Annotated in this window: 18 protein-coding genes and 7 tRNA genes; 16 read left to right on the plus strand and 9 right to left on the minus strand. The window is 40.3% G+C overall.

All coding sequences use genetic code 11. The features are described from left to right. The first annotated feature begins 19 nt into the window (after positions 1-19). Positions 20-925, plus strand: a complete 906-nt coding sequence (locus tag GQR55_RS08700) for a peptidylprolyl isomerase (protein ID WP_166420275.1) — start codon at positions 20-22, stop codon at positions 923-925. Positions 926-1180: 255 nt separating this feature from the next. Here the strand turns inward: GQR55_RS08700 and queF are convergent, their stop codons facing one another. Further along, a complete protein-coding gene (gene queF / locus GQR55_RS08705; protein ID WP_166420276.1) occupies positions 1181-2026 on the minus strand; it encodes an NADPH-dependent 7-cyano-7-deazaguanine reductase QueF in 846 nt (281 codons plus the stop codon). 59 nt (positions 2027-2085) lie between these two features. Here queF and syd point away from each other — a divergent pair, with 59 nt between their 5' ends. Next, entirely contained in the window at positions 2086-2625 is a 540-nt protein-coding gene (syd, locus tag GQR55_RS08710; protein ID WP_166420277.1) for a SecY-interacting protein, read from the plus strand. A gap of 330 nt (positions 2626-2955) precedes the next feature. Here the strand turns inward: syd and GQR55_RS08715 are convergent, their stop codons facing one another. The 3 genes from GQR55_RS08715 to GQR55_RS08725 all read right to left on the minus strand — a co-directional run bounded on the left by GQR55_RS08715 (position 2956) and on the right by GQR55_RS08725 (position 4342). Next, entirely contained in the window at positions 2956-3729 is a 774-nt protein-coding gene (locus GQR55_RS08715; protein WP_024599765.1) for a Zn-ribbon-containing protein, read from the minus strand. 13 nt (positions 3730-3742) lie between these two features. Continuing rightward, complete coding sequence (locus GQR55_RS08720; protein WP_007378199.1) at positions 3743-4009, minus strand: hypothetical protein; 267 nt, start codon at positions 4007-4009, stop codon at positions 3743-3745. Positions 4010-4105: 96 nt separating this feature from the next. Then, positions 4106-4342: a DUF2789 domain-containing protein gene (locus GQR55_RS08725; protein ID WP_166379253.1), complete on the minus strand. Its 237-nt coding sequence runs from the start codon at positions 4340-4342 to the stop codon at positions 4106-4108. Positions 4343-4482: 140 nt separating this feature from the next. Between GQR55_RS08725 and GQR55_RS08730 the strand changes: the two genes are divergently transcribed. Beyond that, complete coding sequence (locus GQR55_RS08730; RefSeq protein ID WP_166420278.1) at positions 4483-5136, plus strand: GNAT family N-acetyltransferase; 654 nt, start codon at positions 4483-4485, stop codon at positions 5134-5136. A 740-nt stretch (positions 5137-5876) separates the two neighbouring features. On the opposite strand, the gene GQR55_RS08735 is transcribed toward GQR55_RS08730, so the two are convergent. Beyond that, positions 5877-6176, minus strand: coding sequence for a DUF3301 domain-containing protein (locus GQR55_RS08735; protein WP_166420279.1), 300 nt, complete (start codon positions 6174-6176; stop codon positions 5877-5879). Next, entirely contained in the window at positions 6177-7205 is a 1029-nt protein-coding gene (locus GQR55_RS08740) for a DUF3549 family protein (protein ID WP_166420280.1), read from the minus strand. Positions 7206-7309: 104 nt separating this feature from the next. Between GQR55_RS08740 and GQR55_RS08745 the strand changes: the two genes are divergently transcribed. Genes GQR55_RS08745 through GQR55_RS08755 form a run of 3 tightly spaced genes read left to right on the plus strand, consistent with a single transcriptional unit; the run spans position 7310 to position 8836 of the window. Continuing rightward, entirely contained in the window at positions 7310-7630 is a 321-nt protein-coding gene (locus GQR55_RS08745; RefSeq protein ID WP_166420281.1) for a YqcC family protein, read from the plus strand. After that, positions 7623-8387 (plus strand): tRNA pseudouridine(65) synthase TruC, encoded by a 765-nt coding sequence (gene truC, locus GQR55_RS08750; protein WP_024593675.1) that lies wholly within the window; start codon positions 7623-7625, stop codon positions 8385-8387. The genes GQR55_RS08745 and truC overlap by 8 nt, the downstream gene beginning before the upstream one ends. Beyond that, positions 8387-8836, plus strand: coding sequence for a flavodoxin (locus tag GQR55_RS08755; RefSeq protein ID WP_166420282.1), 450 nt, complete (start codon positions 8387-8389; stop codon positions 8834-8836). Before truC ends, GQR55_RS08755 begins: the two co-directional genes overlap by 1 nt. A gap of 76 nt (positions 8837-8912) precedes the next feature. Here the strand turns inward: GQR55_RS08755 and GQR55_RS08760 are convergent, their stop codons facing one another. Further along, positions 8913-10493: a LysM peptidoglycan-binding domain-containing protein gene (locus GQR55_RS08760; RefSeq protein WP_166420283.1), complete on the minus strand. Its 1581-nt coding sequence runs from the start codon at positions 10491-10493 to the stop codon at positions 8913-8915. A gap of 144 nt (positions 10494-10637) precedes the next feature. After that, a complete protein-coding gene (gene gloB / locus GQR55_RS08765) occupies positions 10638-11411 on the minus strand; it encodes a hydroxyacylglutathione hydrolase (protein WP_166420284.1) in 774 nt (257 codons plus the stop codon). 53 nt (positions 11412-11464) lie between these two features. Between gloB and GQR55_RS08770 the strand changes: the two genes are divergently transcribed. After that, entirely contained in the window at positions 11465-12250 is a 786-nt protein-coding gene (locus GQR55_RS08770; RefSeq protein ID WP_166420285.1) for a class I SAM-dependent methyltransferase, read from the plus strand. Positions 12251-12412: 162 nt separating this feature from the next. Here the strand turns inward: GQR55_RS08770 and rnhA are convergent, their stop codons facing one another. Then, positions 12413-12877 (minus strand): ribonuclease HI, encoded by a 465-nt coding sequence (gene rnhA, locus GQR55_RS08775; protein WP_007378210.1) that lies wholly within the window; start codon positions 12875-12877, stop codon positions 12413-12415. A gap of 68 nt (positions 12878-12945) precedes the next feature. On the opposite strand from rnhA, the gene dnaQ reads away from it, so the two are divergent. The 9 genes from dnaQ (at position 12946) to GQR55_RS08820 (ending at position 15911) form a co-directional block, all read left to right on the plus strand. Further along, positions 12946-13659: a DNA polymerase III subunit epsilon gene (dnaQ, locus tag GQR55_RS08780; protein ID WP_165728593.1), complete on the plus strand. Its 714-nt coding sequence runs from the start codon at positions 12946-12948 to the stop codon at positions 13657-13659. 9 nt (positions 13660-13668) lie between these two features. After that, a complete protein-coding gene (locus GQR55_RS08785) occupies positions 13669-15039 on the plus strand; it encodes a TIGR03503 family protein (RefSeq protein ID WP_166420286.1) in 1371 nt (456 codons plus the stop codon). A gap of 97 nt (positions 15040-15136) precedes the next feature. Then, a tRNA-Asp gene (locus GQR55_RS08790) sits at positions 15137-15213 on the plus strand. A 27-nt stretch (positions 15214-15240) separates the two neighbouring features. After that, positions 15241-15317: transfer RNA gene (locus GQR55_RS08795), tRNA-Asp, on the plus strand. A 41-nt stretch (positions 15318-15358) separates the two neighbouring features. Continuing rightward, positions 15359-15435, plus strand: a tRNA-Asp gene (locus tag GQR55_RS08800). A gap of 38 nt (positions 15436-15473) precedes the next feature. Then, a tRNA-Asp gene (locus GQR55_RS08805) sits at positions 15474-15550 on the plus strand. Positions 15551-15588: 38 nt separating this feature from the next. Further along, positions 15589-15665, plus strand: a tRNA-Asp gene (locus tag GQR55_RS08810). 38 nt (positions 15666-15703) lie between these two features. After that, positions 15704-15780, plus strand: a tRNA-Asp gene (locus tag GQR55_RS08815). Positions 15781-15834: 54 nt separating this feature from the next. Next, positions 15835-15911 (plus strand) — tRNA-Asp (locus GQR55_RS08820). Positions 15912-16061 lie beyond the last annotated feature (150 nt).

The following is a 16061-nucleotide window of genomic DNA, read 5'->3' on the forward strand; positions in this document are numbered from 1 at the left end:
AATTATAAGGATATAGGCGATGAAAAAAACTATATTGCCAGCTCTGCTTGGTGTTTTATTAAGCGGGTGTGCTCAGCAACTCAGCAATGATGTTGCTAATCAAGAGCTACCTTTAATGAGCGCTAGTGAGGTAATTGCTAGTGCAACAGATAATGATTGGCGAGTAGTGAACGCTAAAAATATTTTAAAGATAACGCTGCCAACGGGCGATGCGTACATTGAGCTTAATGAACAGCTTGCCCCAAAGCACGTTCAAAACATTAAAAAGTTAGCGCGAGAAGGGTTTTATAAAAATACTAGTGTGTATCGATTTGTTGAAGGTTTTGTGGCTCAAGGTGGCGACAGTTCGGGTAAAAAGTTAATTAAAACTGCAGATAAAACAGTTCCAGCTGAGTTTTATTTAACAACAAACAAACCCCTTTTAATTACTGAGTTAAATGGTGACGGATATGCGCCAGTTACCGGCTTTTTAAACGGCTTTGCAGTAGCTCAAAACTCAGCACATACACAAACATGGCAAGTGCATTGTAGTGGTGTGTTTGCCATGGCGCGCGATAACGATATAAATAGTGCGAGCACGGAGTTTTTTGTAACGATAGGGCAAGGCCCGCGCTACCTTGATAAAAACATTACGGTGTTTGGTCGAGTGTTAGAGGGTATAGAGCATTTTAACCGTTTAGCGCGCACACCAACTGAAGGTAAGGCATTTAACCCAATTACCAATATACAGGTGCTTGGCGATGTACAAAGCGATAAAAGTATATTTAAAGTGATGAAAACAAACTCACCGGTGTTTAAAAACTTAATCAGTGCTCGTAAAAACCGTAATGAGCCCTGGTTTGTTAAAGCACATAATTACGTTGATGTGTGTGGTATGCCCATACCCACTAAGCGCGAAGTTATACCAATCCGCAATAATACTTAATCATTTTACGGGGCTAAACGTGTCGCTACCTGCGTTAAAAGATTCTCATTTACGACTGCATGGATGCAGAAGGTAGAGCAATGCAGGAGCAATTGCCGAGAACAACTAAATAGCGAATTTTTTGCCTAGCTATCAACACGTTTTCCCAGCCTCAAAATAGCTCACTTAATTAAGCGAATTGGTATTAATTAAATATACAAATAGAAAAGGAGCCTAGGCTCCTTTTTCAATACTTATATTCCAGTTTAAAATAATCTACTGACGATTAATTTTAACTGCAAATGGTGTATCGTTATAATGCGTAGAGCGATACGGGTTTATATCAAGCCCACCGCGACGAGTATAACGCGCGTAAACCTCTAACTCTTTAATATTAAGTTGTGTTGTTAAATCGCTATAAATACGCTCAACACATTGCTCATGAAATTCGTTATGCGTTCTGAACGAAATTAAATAACGCAGTAACGACTCGCGACATATTTGCTCGCCAGTGTACCGTATAATCACACTTGCCCAATCAGGCTGGGAGGTAATTAAACAGTTCGATTTAAGTAAATGGCTGTAGAGCGTTTCTGTTACTACGTCATCACTTTTTGCTTTAAGTGAATTAGCATCAATATCGTAATTACTAATCTCAATATCTAAATCATCAATACATTCACCTGGCAGCGCCGTACACGGTAAGCAATTGTAATCATCAGGATTGTATAAAGTCACTTTGACAGAGCTGTTAACCGCGTTTGATAAATCATCAATTAGATGCTGTTTTACTACATCAATGCTTTCAAATCGGGTTTGATTAAAGCTATTTAAATAAAGTTTAAACGACTTTGACTCAATAATATGGCTGCTTTGGCATTCAAAGGTAAATAAGGCCACGGCAACTTGCGGTTTACCCTTATTGTTTAGCCATGAAAGCTCGTAACCAGTCCAAATATCTTGGCCTTTAAATGGCAGCTCTGCTTCGTCAATATTTAAAGCATCACGATTTAGTTTGCGCGCAATAGGGAAAAGCAAGCTTGGCGTGTACACATCTACATACTCAGTAGATTTGCCTAATACGCTACCTTTAAGGTCTGGAGAATTGCTGTAATCTGTCATGTTTGCTCTTAAATAGTTACAATAGGGACATTATATCTAATTTAAATGAGTTTCACAGTATGTCTGTTGCATTGCTTATAGAACAACTTCATCAAAAATTTAGCGAAAAGACCCTTAAAAACACCGCAAAGTACCCACTTATAGCGCACGACGAGCAATGGCCAAGCCCATCAGAAGTTGGCAAGGTTGACGAGCAAGGAAACATTCAATGGCAGGGGGCGCACCAGCAACCAGCAGGTTCACTGAGTGATTTAGCCAATGCACTTGAGCTTGAATTTCCAAAAGAGCTTAGCGAGTTATATGGGCATATGTACGGTGGAAGTATTTTAGCTGTGATTGATGGGCATCAAGTTGAATTACTACAGGCGTGGAATAGTGACGACTTTGACATGCTGCAACAAAATATAACGGGTCACGTTTTAATGAAACGCAAGCTCAAGCAGCCAGAAACGGTATTTATTGGGTTAACAGATAAAGATGATTTACTAGTAAGTGTATTGGTGCACTCTGGAGAAGTATGTTTAGAGCATGTAGGCAAAAACACACACCATGTACTTGCTCCCAACATTAATGCTTTTTTAAAGGCATTAGAGGTTTAAAACGCATTTAATAAATCAGCTTAGCGCTATCACTAAGCTGATTTTAAGCGCTCATTACTAGGGCGTGTTGACCTTTCGTGATTGATTTTGCAGCTGTATGTTTGGTTTTTAGGCAAGGCAGAGCCTATGTAGTGTGGTTATTCCCCATAAATAGGCGATAACGAAGCATAAATGCCAAACATGCGCTGCCCTTTGGGTTCTTTCTAGGGACGATTTACTCTTTGTTGCTCGGTTTTTACTTAGCCCACTAGGTTACAAACCTCGCGCCGCGATTAAATCGTCTCTAGATTGAACAAATTTCAATCCACAAAGGTCAACACGCCCCAATGGTTACTGAAAATCCCACGATATATTAGACACTAAGCCACATGGCTCACATCTAAAGTCGAATAACCCAAACCACGATTCAGGTAATTTCCAATCGCCATTGCAGCTAGGGCATTTTCGTTCAAGTTCAGACGCTTTATCTACGCCGCCTACACGGTATAAGTAATAGTAAGTTGGTTTTTTGGTTAAAAAACTAATTCGCTTTGTTATGTCTTTTCCGCGTCTATATAAATCGCTTTTAATACTCGATATTTCTTCAAGTGCCGGAAATTCACAACGGGTTGCGCCGTTAATTTGAATTTGATCGCAGGCTTGCCAATCTTCTTGCCATTTAATCAGTGTTTTGTAGTCGCCATTAGCAATTGCTGGAATACGAAATAGCGGCACAGGCAAAAAGTCATCACCACAGTAAAGCGGGCTACACGTATGCACATAGGTTGTGTATAAAATATAACTCGATGGCTCTTTACAGCAATCAGCCCCGTTGGAATGTATATCTTGTCCAATCACTTTTACTTTTGGCGCAAGTAATCCAGCACTATGTAACTTTTCGATACTGTGCTTAACAAACGGGCTGTTATTTAGCGGGTGCATTGCATCTTCGGTCGGGCACATAACACGGGTAATAAAAAAGCCGTCTTTTAAAACGGTTGGAAATTCTTCACCCATTATTTGACCATTAAAACGCAGTGCATTTACTAAGCGGTTTATTGCCTGTTCGGCTTGTTCTAAGGTGGTGTCTTGGTAGCAATCAAAAGTTAAATCAACAACGAACATTTATAGTCTCAAATTATTTTTGTTCTAGCAGCGCAAGAAGTTTATCGAGCTTTTGCTCAATTCTATCTAATTGACTCGTTTTAAGCTCAGTATTATCTGACTGCTGTGGGTTTCTCATGAAGTTATTAATTGAATCAGGGTTATTTTTATATTGGCTTACTGCTGCAATAATCATCGGCATAGGAACCGGTTGTGCCAAACGGCTTTTAGTTAGTGCTACAGTAGGGGTTTTGCCTTCATCGAGAAGGGCTTTGATTGCATCAAATACAACTGAATTCATTAGATATATAACTCTTTAATAAAATAAATACGCAGCATATAAATGCTGCGCAGATGCTATGTTAGCAATAAATAAGGGAGGGTACATTAAATAAAGTTACTTACTTTGACGAAGGCGTACGTCTAATTCGTCAATTACTTCACTCCAATCACCATCCTCAGCAAGCGATTCAGCTAAAAAGTGCTGTTGCGCTTCATCCCAAAAAGGCGCTTCTTGGAGTAGTGTTGTGTCTTCTAATTCATGTGAGGCAATAAATGTATCTATTTGATCGTCTGAATTGGGTAATCCAAGCTGTGCAAATAGTGTATTGATGTCGTGTTTAGTCGTATCCATGATATTGCTCCTTAAATGATTAAAAGCCCATACTAGGGATTAACTGTACTACTAGCTAGTTAAACTCTCGCTGAATTTACGGTTAATAATTTTAGGTATATAGTTAAATAGCCTATAGCTAAAATAATCAAGGAAATACAATGAGTGTAACCACGCCTGCTGATATGTTCAGCGTACAGTATTTAGCCGCAGAAGATATTAGCACTGCAGCAAGCCTAATTTATCAGGCATATCATGACGATCCTGTATTACAAAAAATGCTTAGCTACAATGACGAAAATAAATCAGTTTACGAAAAAAAATTACGATCATTAATTCGCGAAGAACTTAGTAGCTTTTGGCAAGAAAAACAGCCATTAATTGGTTTATACCGTAACGATAAATTAAAAGCAGTAGCCTGTGTATTTGAATCTAATAGCCAGCTTCAAGCGCAGCGTTATTGGCACTGGCGTTTAAAGTTGATGCTTAGTGCGGGCTATTTACAAACAAATCAGTTAATAGACAAAGAACAAACAATTAGAGATGCCCTTAAAGAGAAAGGCAATTACTACTTTTTAGCTTTTATTGCCGTAGATCCGCATTTTCATGGACAAGGGTTTGGTCGTTACTTATTAAGGGGGCTTGATGATTTAGTTAAATGTAATGCGGAGTCAACGGGGATGGCTGTATTTGTAACGCGAAAAGAACACACTGAGTTTTTTAAAACTGAAAAGTTTGAGTCATTTAAGCACCTTACTTTTAATCAAGTAGAGGGTGAGTTACTGTTTAAATCAATAATTGAGCCAACTCTTTAAAATTATGATGTAAGCCAATGCGCCCAAACGGACATAAGACCGTGAGATATATCTTACATTGCCGTGAGCATTGTCAGTTAAAGGCTACTAGTAAGTAGCCTTTTTAAGTTTAAGTTGTTGTTATTTATTGTTTATTTTAATTTTTCATTTTTGTGACGTTTATTTATTTAATGTTAAGTCCTATTACTCCCCCCCAATTGCTTTAAACTTCACTTTGTCAAGACGACATAGCTCAATGATTGAGTTACTACCAAGGATACGGAATAGGCAACATAGCAGACGCTAGCAGGAAGCATAAAGGACAAGTTAAAACGGATACAAGGAAGAATAAGGAAGTGCATGAAGCACTTAGTAACTAGGAGTTACTTTAGGATAATCACGGATGACGCTACAGGAAGTAGCAGGAGCGTTAGTTTACGTAGGGCGGCCAAGATGGCAAGTGGACATTGCAGGATGCAAAAAGTGGCAGGAGCTACTTAAAAGGATTACCAGGGATGATGCTACGGTATGTAGCCAAACGATAGATTTCGTGGGTTTGCCAAGGTGGCCATGGATATTGCAGGATGCAATGTGAGGGTAAACAAGGTTGTTTACTCGTTCAGGGGATGATAATACGGATTTAAGATAATGGATATCTAGCAGGATGCAGTCCAATTGGGGCGTAACTTTAGTTACGCCTTAGTTTTTTGTATTGAATTAATTTTTACTAAATCAAAACAAACTCCCTTAAGGTATAAGCTTTATATTTTATGCGGCGGAACAACCACACTTTTCAAAAACTCATTTTCCATAATTAACACACCTTGATAAGCATTTTCACCATCGCTTGAAAATTCAAATATAAATTCGCTTTTGATGCCTGGCTTGCCGCTCTTTAAAAAACCAAAGCGGCGTTTAGCACATGCAACGCTCATTAACTGCACCTGTAACTGCTCACTTTGGCGTTTAGCATGAACATTCGCCGCTTCAGCAACCTTTCGATTAAGCCAAAATAAGTAAATTACACTACCAATAAGTATGAACGTCCATAAACTTGCCATTTAAGAGAATAACCTTCCAATTGCACGTGCGAGGGTTTCGCTACGATTTTCTTTACGTAATAAGCCTAATAAATGCGGGCGAATAGTCGGTATTGCAACTAAGTCAGCAAAAATACTTGGAAATAACTCATCAATTTTTTGATGGTGCGCGCAATTATCCATAAATACATGTAAGCGTTCAGGGTTTTCTAATTGCTTAAAACAGCGCCCAGCTATTGTTAATAATACATCAGAATCTTGTCCCAATGGTGAGCTTAATACAGTATCAACTAATTGAGCGCATAGCCCTTGAGCTTGACCTTTTGATACAGATCTTAGTGCTGCTGTTATAGCAATTGTGTCGTTGTTACTAATTGCAGCTTGCGTGTAATTAACAAGTAACTCACTCATTGATGTTGGTATTTCAACGTGTTCAAGCATAGCGCTGAGTGGTTGCAGTACTTCAATAGGTAAATGCGCCCATGCTTTTTGCAGATTACTTAAGTTTGTATCGTTGTTTAAGCGTAGTGCAAAATCGGCAATACCCTGTAGTGCAACACTTTGCCAATTATCAAAACCAATTTTACCGCTAAAGTAAAGCTGAGCATGCTCGTAATACTGTGATGCGGGTTGTTTTAGTAGTACTTTTACTTGAGCGTTAAATGCCGCTAATTTATTTGCGTTTGGCGTAAAAACATAGGGATTATTATCAAGCTTGCCATCGGCTTGCTCACCTGTGATTTCAGTACCTAGCGCTTGAATAATCATATCAGCAAAATGATCGCGACTTGCACTTACTAGTATACTTTGTTCATCAAGCGGAAACTTTAAAAACCATACATAAGGTTCTTTACTGGCCTTAGTATCCCAAAATTGAATAGCCAGCCAAGCATGCCCTGCAAGTGGGTAAGGGTAAGGCACTTGAGCTTGCTCAATAGCTAAAAATTGTTTTTTATCAAGCTTTGTTATGTGCCTGCCAATATCAAAAGCACGCCACTGAGTACCCGCACCATCTAAAAGCTGACCTAATGTAGCTATGTGTTCGCTCATTGTTTTCTCAACTGTTTTTACTGCAAAATTACGTCAATTATACGTCATAGCCGCTTATGAGGGAACAGGGTATAATTGCATTACATATATAAAAGAGGGTGGTTATGTACCAGCAAACCCAAACTTATTTAGTGCAGCTAACGGCACTTTTACAAAAACACGCGCTTTGGCAAAGTGAGCCAGTAGACGCTGAAGCACTGCTTTCAAGCACACCTTTTTGTCACGACACAATGGCGTTTGAGCAATGGTTACAATTTGTATTTATTGAAAAAATACAGCAGTTAATAACGCATAAGCAACCATTGCCACGTAACTTTGCTATTGCGCCTATGGCGCAAATGACGCTTGTTAATAAAGCAGGAAGTGCTGAAATTATTGAATTACTAACCGCCCTTGATACCTTTTTAGGAGAACCAAATGAGTGAGCGTCCAGCGCCTATTGAATATGGCGAGCTGACTATTTTGTATCAAGATGAAAACTATGTGGCTATAAATAAGCCTTCAGGTTTATTAGTGCATCGCTCGTTTTTAGATAAACACGAAACCCAGTTTGCCATGCAAATGTTGCGCGACCAACTAGGGCAGCATGTATTTCCAGTACACAGGCTCGATAGACCTACGTCGGGCGTATTGCTGTTTGCACTGAGCTCTGAAGCTGCTCGCGATATGAACCAGCTATTTATTGAAGGTACTATTGCTAAACGCTATTTGGCCTTAGTGCGCGGCTTTGCGCCAGAGTCAGTATTTCTAGATAAACCGCTTAAAGAAGAACTTGATAAAATAGCCGATAAATTTGCAGATCAAGACAAAGCACCGCAAGAAGCGCAAACCCAGTTTAATTGCTTGCACCAAGTTGCATTGCCTATTCCTATTGGTAAGTACCCAACAGTGCGTTACTCGTTGGTTGAGTGTTTTCCAAAAACAGGGCGCAAGCATCAAATTCGCAGACACTTAAAGCACTTATCACTGCCTATTATTGGTGATGTAAATCACGGTGATAACCAGCATAATCAATTTTTTAGAGAGCATTTTGAGCTAAGACGCTTAATGTTATTTGCAACAGAGCTTAGTTTTGTGCACCCTTATAGTAATGAATCAATAACAATTAAAGCGCCACTAGGTGAAGACATGCTTGAAATATGTAAGCAGCTAGGTTGGCCAGAGCAAGAAAAGGATTATTAATGGCACATATTAGTATTTTTGTAGGCAGCGTTAATGGCGGTGCAGAGCGTTTAAGCGACGAAGTTGCTGCCACAATTGAGCAAGCGGGTCATACTGCTACAGTAATTACTGAAGCATCACTTGATGATATAAAAAATGCATCGCATATTTTAATTGTTACCTCCACAACAGGCCAAGGTGATGTACCGAGTAATTTGGCAGGATTGTACTTTGCAATGAATAGCACCTTCCCAATGCTTACAGATAAACCATTTGGTGTGATTGCAATGGGTGACAGATGTTACGGCGATACATTTTGTGGTGCAGGACGTAGCTTTGACGAGTTACTACGCGATTTACAAGCAAAGCCTGTGGGCAACCGCCTAGAAATAGATGCATGTGAAGATTTTGAACCATGGCCAGTAACCGAGCCTTGGTTAAAAATATGGCTAGAAAAACTACCTGCTTAATCCTTAACTTTAAGGTATTAAAAAAGGAGCGCATGCGCTCCTTTTTGCTTTTTTACTTTTAATATAGCTTTATAAATTAACTACTTCTGACATCTACTTTAAGTTTTAGCTTTTGGCCCGGTTGTAAGTATTTTTGACCTGCTAAATTATTCCACTTAATAATTTCGTTAACGCTCAGATTAAACTTAGACGCAATACGTGCTAGTGAATCTCCTCGGCGTACTTTATACGTAATAGTACGGTTGGTACTTGCCGTCGCTTGTGGTTTATTCGCCGACTTATAAACCGTTAGTTTTTGATTTAGGCGCAATACAGAGTTTTTCTTTAGCTTATTCCATTTAGCTAACTCATCCATAGTTACGTCATATTCGCGGCTAATGTCCCATAACGTGTCGCCACTTTTAACTGTGTGCGAAAGCTTTGTGCGAGTTGCTTTATTAGCAGCTAAGCGCATCTGCTTTGGTAAATGCTCGCTATTTATAGCGCCATCAGTAAGCGGGACTAATAATTCTTGGCCTACTTTAATGGTATTTGATTTGAGTTTATTAAGCGATCGGATTGCGCTTGAGCTTGTTGTAAACTTTTTGGCAATTACCGATAAGCTGTCGCCTCGAGCCACAATATAACGCTGCCAGCGTAATCTGTTTTTAACATCGGTGTTTGCTAGTTTTTGGCTAAATTGCTCTGCTTTATCAACAGGCAATAATAAAGAGTGTGGTCCATTAGGATCAGTTGCCCAGCGGTTAAAACCAGGGTTTAATCTGTATAGCTCAGTAAGCGTCATATCGGCCATGTCAGCGGCAAGTGCTAAATCTATTTGAGAGCCAACATTAACCACTTCAACCACTTGTGCATTAATTACTGGTTGCCAAGTAACGTTAAAGTCATCTGAGCGTTTTAATAAATCGGCAAGTGCTAACAACTTTGGTACGTAGGCTGTTGTTTCACTTGGTAAATCAAGAGACCAGAAATCGGTAGGTAAATGCTTTTTACGATTATTTTTAATCGCGCGCATTAAACGCCCTTCACCTGAGTTGTAAGCCGCAATTGCATTTAGCCAATCGCCGTCAAGTGTTTTATGCAAATACGACAAGTAATCAAGTGCTGCACGAGTCGACTGCACTATGTCGCGACGACCGTCGTACCACCAGTTTTGCTTTAAATCGAATCGTTCACCGGTTGCAGGCATAAACTGCCAAATCCCCGATGCGCTGCGATTAGAGTAACCAAATGGGTCAAATGCGCTTTCTACAATAGGGAGTAGGGCAATTTCTATTGGCATTTCGCGCTTTTCTACTTCTTCAACAATAAAGTGTAAGTAAGGTTCTGCACGTTTAGAAATACGATCTAAATAGGCTTGGTGGCGAGCGTAATAATTGCGCTCGGTAACAACAGGGCGGTTTTGTGGTATATCGATAGAAAGTTGGTAGCGAATTCGCTCCCACACATCATCAAATACAGGAGCTTCTTGCTCATCAGGGTCAACTTGTTGATATTGTGCGTTTACCATCAATGCATTGTTGATATCGTTTGGACTTGCGCCTTCGAGTTGCTGATTTGCTTGCGTGGCGACTTGAGAGTCTGAGTCTAGAGTTGTCATAGTTTGACAACCACTTAGCGCTAACGCCAAGGCTACTAATAGGGGAGATTTATTCATAAATACCAATACATCGGGTAAAAAACTCGGCGAATACTACCTGTTATGAGTTAACATTGCCACTTAATGACTTTTTTAAACGCAAGGATAGAATCATCACTTTAATTTAAGTTAATGATTCTAATTGATTTTTAAACCTATGTCTTAAAAATTGTCTTTGAACTGTCTCAGACTAGCAAAGTTTCCCCAAGGTTCATTGTTTTTTGTAACCGAGATAAATTTCTTCGGGACAAGTTCTGTAATGGTTGGCAAGTCGCTACGCATAAATGGATTTATTTTTAGCTCTTGTCCAATAGAGGTAGGTAATGAGATTTGATCATTACTGCGTAATTCATCTACTTTTTTACTGTACGCGAGTAACTCAGGGTTACGTGGTTCAACTGCTTTTGCAAAAGCAAGGTTAGCTTGTGTGTACTCGTGAGTGCAATACACACTGCAGCTTGCAGGCAGCTCTCTTAGTTTATTAAACGATTTCCACATTTGCTTTGGTGTGCCTTCAAATAATCGCCCACACCCACCGCTAAACAATGTATCACCTGTAAAAGCAAGTACATCATTTATATAACAAATATGATCAAGCGTGTGCCCGGGAGTTGCTAAAATAGTAAAGTTAACATTAAGTACGTTAATGCTCTGACCATCAGTAAGTGAATGAGTGATACCTTTAAATGGGCTATTAGCAGGGCCATAAACCGGTATATTTGGATAAGCGTCAACTAATGCAGCTACGCCATCGGTATGATCGTAGTGATGATGCGTAATTAAGATACCACCGAGCGTTAGGTTATGCTCAGCTAAATGCGCTAATACGTTCTGTGCTTGGCCAGGATCGACTACCCATGCTTGGTTACTGTTATCGGTAGTTAAACACCAAATGTAATTATCAGAAAAGGCTTTAATTGCTTTGACTTGCACCATGGTAAATTGCTCTATAAAGTGACAGTTAACACATAGTATAACGAGCTCAAAAAATGAAACCAGCCCTTAGTTTTCAAGAAGGACCCAAACCACTGTCGTGGCAGCAGTTTCCTCATGGGGATTATTTGCGCACAGACATCGAACGAAAGATGGAGCAATGGCTGCCGCGTATGTTTGGCTATCATATGCTTAAATTGGGTAATTTAAGTGGCGAATTAAACACAAGTATAAGTACGATTAAACATCAAGTGTGTGTTGCAGAGCCTGGGCCTTATACAGGCGTAGTTGCTGACATAGACGAATTGCCATTTTACGAGCACAGTATTGATGCCTGCATACTAAGCCACTGTTTAGAGTATCATTCAGACCCACATCACATTTTACGAGAAGCACATCGCACACTTATTCCGGGCGGCTATATAGTAATTACGGGATTTAATCCGTTTAGTTTGTGCGGACTTGCACAAATGCTGCCTTTTAGTGGTCAGAAATTACCATGGACGGGGCGCTTTTTTACCCCTGCGAGGGTTAAAGATTGGCTAAACTTACTTGGTTTTGAAATTGTAAGTGACGAACGTTTTATTTATTCATCACTGGCAAGAGGTAATAGGCTATCAAGATTTGAGTTTTGGCGGACTTTTGCAAAACAGTATTTAAAACCGATGGGCAGTGTTTATATGCTGGTGGCACGAAAAAGAGTTGCGCCACTTACGCCAATAAAACCTAAGTGGCATGCAAGGCCGCAGTTTGCGCCAGTAAAAGGGGCAGGGCTTAGACAAACGTCAAAGCAACACTTTAAATCGTGCGAGCAAGAAAATAATACCAATTGCATTAAATAAGTGATCTACTATAGCGCTAAGAAAATAGCACATTAACAAGGCGAAAATTGTGACATATAGTTGTTCTATATGAATAATTTTTAGCGCAGTTAGTGAGTTATTTAATGCGATAGAATGAACATGTTTTTAATAAAATTGGTATAACAACTAGCTTTGAATAAATTAAGGCTGGTAGCCTACATCTTCTAGTAAATCTTTACTGCCAGCGGCATCGCGCGCTAAATCGTCAACTATTTCGTTGTACTTATGGCCGCTATGCCCTTTAACCCATTTCCAGGTTACATTGTGCTCGCTACAGGCTTTATCTAGGCGTTTCCATAAGTCGACGTTTTTAACCGGCTTTTTAGCTGATGTTAGCCAGCCACGTTTTTTCCAGTTAGTGATCCACGATTCAATACCTTGCTTAACATATTGGCTATCGGTTGTTAGGTTTACTTCACATTCTCGAGTGAGTGATTCTAGGGCTACAATAGCCGCGAGCATTTCCATTCGGTTATTCGTTGTGAGTTTATAACCTTGGCTCATTTCTTTTTCGTGGCCGTTATAAATCATAAAAATACCATAACCGCCGGGGCCTGGATTACCTAAACATGAGCCATCGGTGTAAATCTCTACGGTTTTTTGCACTGTTTTACCTTGATCTTATGTACAATAAAGTGATTATAGAAAGATACCAGAATCAGGCTAAATTCGATATGGCACGTAGACAAATAGTTTTAGATACAGAAACCACCGGCATCGACCCTAAACAAGGGCACCGCATTATAGAAATTGGTTGTGTGGAGTTAGTAAATCGCCGTTTAACAGGCAATAACTTTCACGTTTATATAAACCCACAACGCCCAAGCGAAGAAGAAGCAATCGACGTTCACGGTATCACTAATGAGTTTTTACGTGATAAACCGTTGTTTCATCAAATTGCCCAAGAGTTTTTCGACTATATTGAAGGGGCAGAGTTAGTTATTCATAACGCGCCGTTCGATATTGGCCACATGGATAACGAATTTGCGCTACTTAATCAGGGCTTTCCTAAAACAGATACTTTTTGTCAAGTTCTCGACACGCTTAAAATGGCGCGTGACTTGCATCCAGGTCAAAAGAACAATCTTGATGCATTATGTCGTCGCTACGATGTAGATAACGGTAAACGAACGCTTCACGGCGCGCTACTGGATTCTGAAATTTTAGCCGATGTTTACCTTGCCATGACGGGCGGTCAAACAAAGCTAAACTTGAATCAAAATAAAGATGACGGCAGCGAGCAACAGAAGGGCGGCATAAAGCGTTTAAATAGTGATAGAGCCCCATTAGTTGTTCTGCGAGCAAGCGATGCTGAGCAAAGCGCACACGAAGCACGATTAGATCTTGTAAACAAAGAAGGCGGCCAATGTATATGGCGCGCTGAATAAGGCGATTTAATGAAAACGATGTATTTTGTAACAGCGTTATGTGCCGCTAGTTTATTTACTGGCAATGCATATGGCGTAAAACAAGTAGAAGTGCTCAAGCGCGATGGGCATCAAAATGAGATCCCTTTACTTGATAATCGTTTTCGCATAGATAGCAAAATTGATGAAATAACACTGCTCTTTTTTAGAAAGTCAGGCGCACCAGCAGTTATTTTAGTCAGGCCCGATGGCAGTAAGTACTTTGCTACTGACTCAGTTAAAAACCCTAACTTAGATTGGTTTGACGAACTCAGCTACGATTTAGTCACCATAAAAAAACCAATGGCAGGTCCTTGGCAAGTCATAGGCAGTATTTTGCCCGACAGCCGAATAGTCGTATTAGGCGAAATATCTCTTGAGGCAGAGCCTCTTCCTTCAATGTTGTTTAGAGGGGAGATAATAAAAATTACTGGCAAAATACTCAATGACGGTGAGCCAATTAATACAAATCTATTTAGAGATGTTGTTAGCCTTAATGTTGACTTTGTAAGTACCAACAATGAAAACTTTGCTAACTTTGGCGCAGGCACTCAAGAAGTCGCTGAATTTAAAGACGATGGACGCGGATTTGACGAGCGTCCTAAAGATGGTGTGTTTACCGGCGAGTTTACTTTAGATTTTCCTGCAGGTGAATGGACACCAGAGCTTTACGTTGCAACTCCGCTGCTACAGCGCCGTATTGTGCAAAATACAATAGAAGTGCACGAACCGCCTTTTGTAACCGAAGTCGCGTTAGCAGAGCAAGACACAGACGAGCATCTGTTAACTATAAATATAGATCCCAATATTGTTAAGCCAGAAACCGTCATCATTCAGGGAAAAATTTATTACCCTAATAACGAAGAGCAAATGTTTACCATAGATGCTGCAGCTAAAGACTCACGCCAGCTTAGTGTTAAGAATTATGATTGGGGTAGGTATAGCGTTGAGTTGTCTGTTTTTGGCACTAATATTAATGGCCGCGAATTTATGGCAACGCTACCAACGTATAAATTTGAGATAGAACGACCTATAGAAGCAGTGCCCGAAATTGATCCTGCAACGATTATTACCCCAGATAAAATGATTGAGAGTGAACCGGTTGAAGAAAAAATGGCCACATCTACAATTATTAGTTTAATTGTAGGCTGCAATACGCTCATTTTATTACTAGGTTGGTTAGCAATTCGTATTTTTGTGCAGAAAAAACCGATTAAATTTAAAGTGAAGCTACCTTTTTTAAAGAAAAAGAAAACAAGTGAGGGTGATGTTGCCGACACAGAAAAAAATCAAGTCGGTAAAAATGGCTCAAAAAATGACAGATCAGGTGAAATTTTAAACCTTTCGATGACAGATGACTAAAAAACCTATAAAAAAACAAAAAAGCCCTTGACGAAATAGGGGTTGGTTCGTATTATTCACGCCGCTGTCAGGGAGACCTAAACAGCAACGAAAATATGGAGTGGTAGTTCAGTTGGTTAGAATACCGGCCTGTCACGCCGGGGGTCGCGGGTTCGAGTCCCGTCCACTCCGCCATTTTCGTAAAACTTGTAAGTAAAAGCTGGAGTGGTAGTTCAGTTGGTTAGAATACCGGCCTGTCACGCCGGGGGTCGCGGGTTCGAGTCCCGTCCACTCCGCCAACACTTACACAACGTATGGTTGTAAAACATATTCTTATTATGGAGTGGTAGTTCAGTTGGTTAGAATACCGGCCTGTCACGCCGGGGGTCGCGGGTTCGAGTCCCGTCCACTCCGCCAACTATTTAAACAATGTTATATTACAAAATTTGTATGCTGGAGTGGTAGTTCAGTTGGTTAGAATACCGGCCTGTCACGCCGGGGGTCGCGGGTTCGAGTCCCGTCCACTCCGCCAACTATTTAAACAATGTTATATTACAAAATTTGTATGCTGGAGTGGTAGTTCAGTTGGTTAGAATACCGGCCTGTCACGCCGGGGGTCGCGGGTTCGAGTCCCGTCCACTCCGCCAACTATTTAAACAATGTTATATTACAAAATTTGTATGCTGGAGTGGTAGTTCAGTTGGTTAGAATACCGGCCTGTCACGCCGGGGGTCGCGGGTTCGAGTCCCGTCCACTCCGCCATTTGATATCATGATTAAAATTAGTAAGTGCATTACCCCATGCACATACCACTGCGGAGTGGTAGTTCAGTTGGTTAGAATACCGGCCTGTCACGCCGGGGGTCGCGGGTTCGAGTCCCGTCCACTCCGCCACTTGTTATTTCCTCAATAATAAGTTTATAAAATCCTTGATTAAATAATTCAATAAAACATTCTTTGCCTATCAGCTATCAGCTATCAGCTATCAGCTATCAGCTATCAGCTATCAGCTATCAGCTATCAGCTATCAGCTATCAGCTATCA

It is taken from the genome of Pseudoalteromonas sp. Z1A8 (assembly GCF_011378855.1).
GTDB lineage: Bacteria > Pseudomonadota > Gammaproteobacteria > Enterobacterales > Alteromonadaceae > Pseudoalteromonas.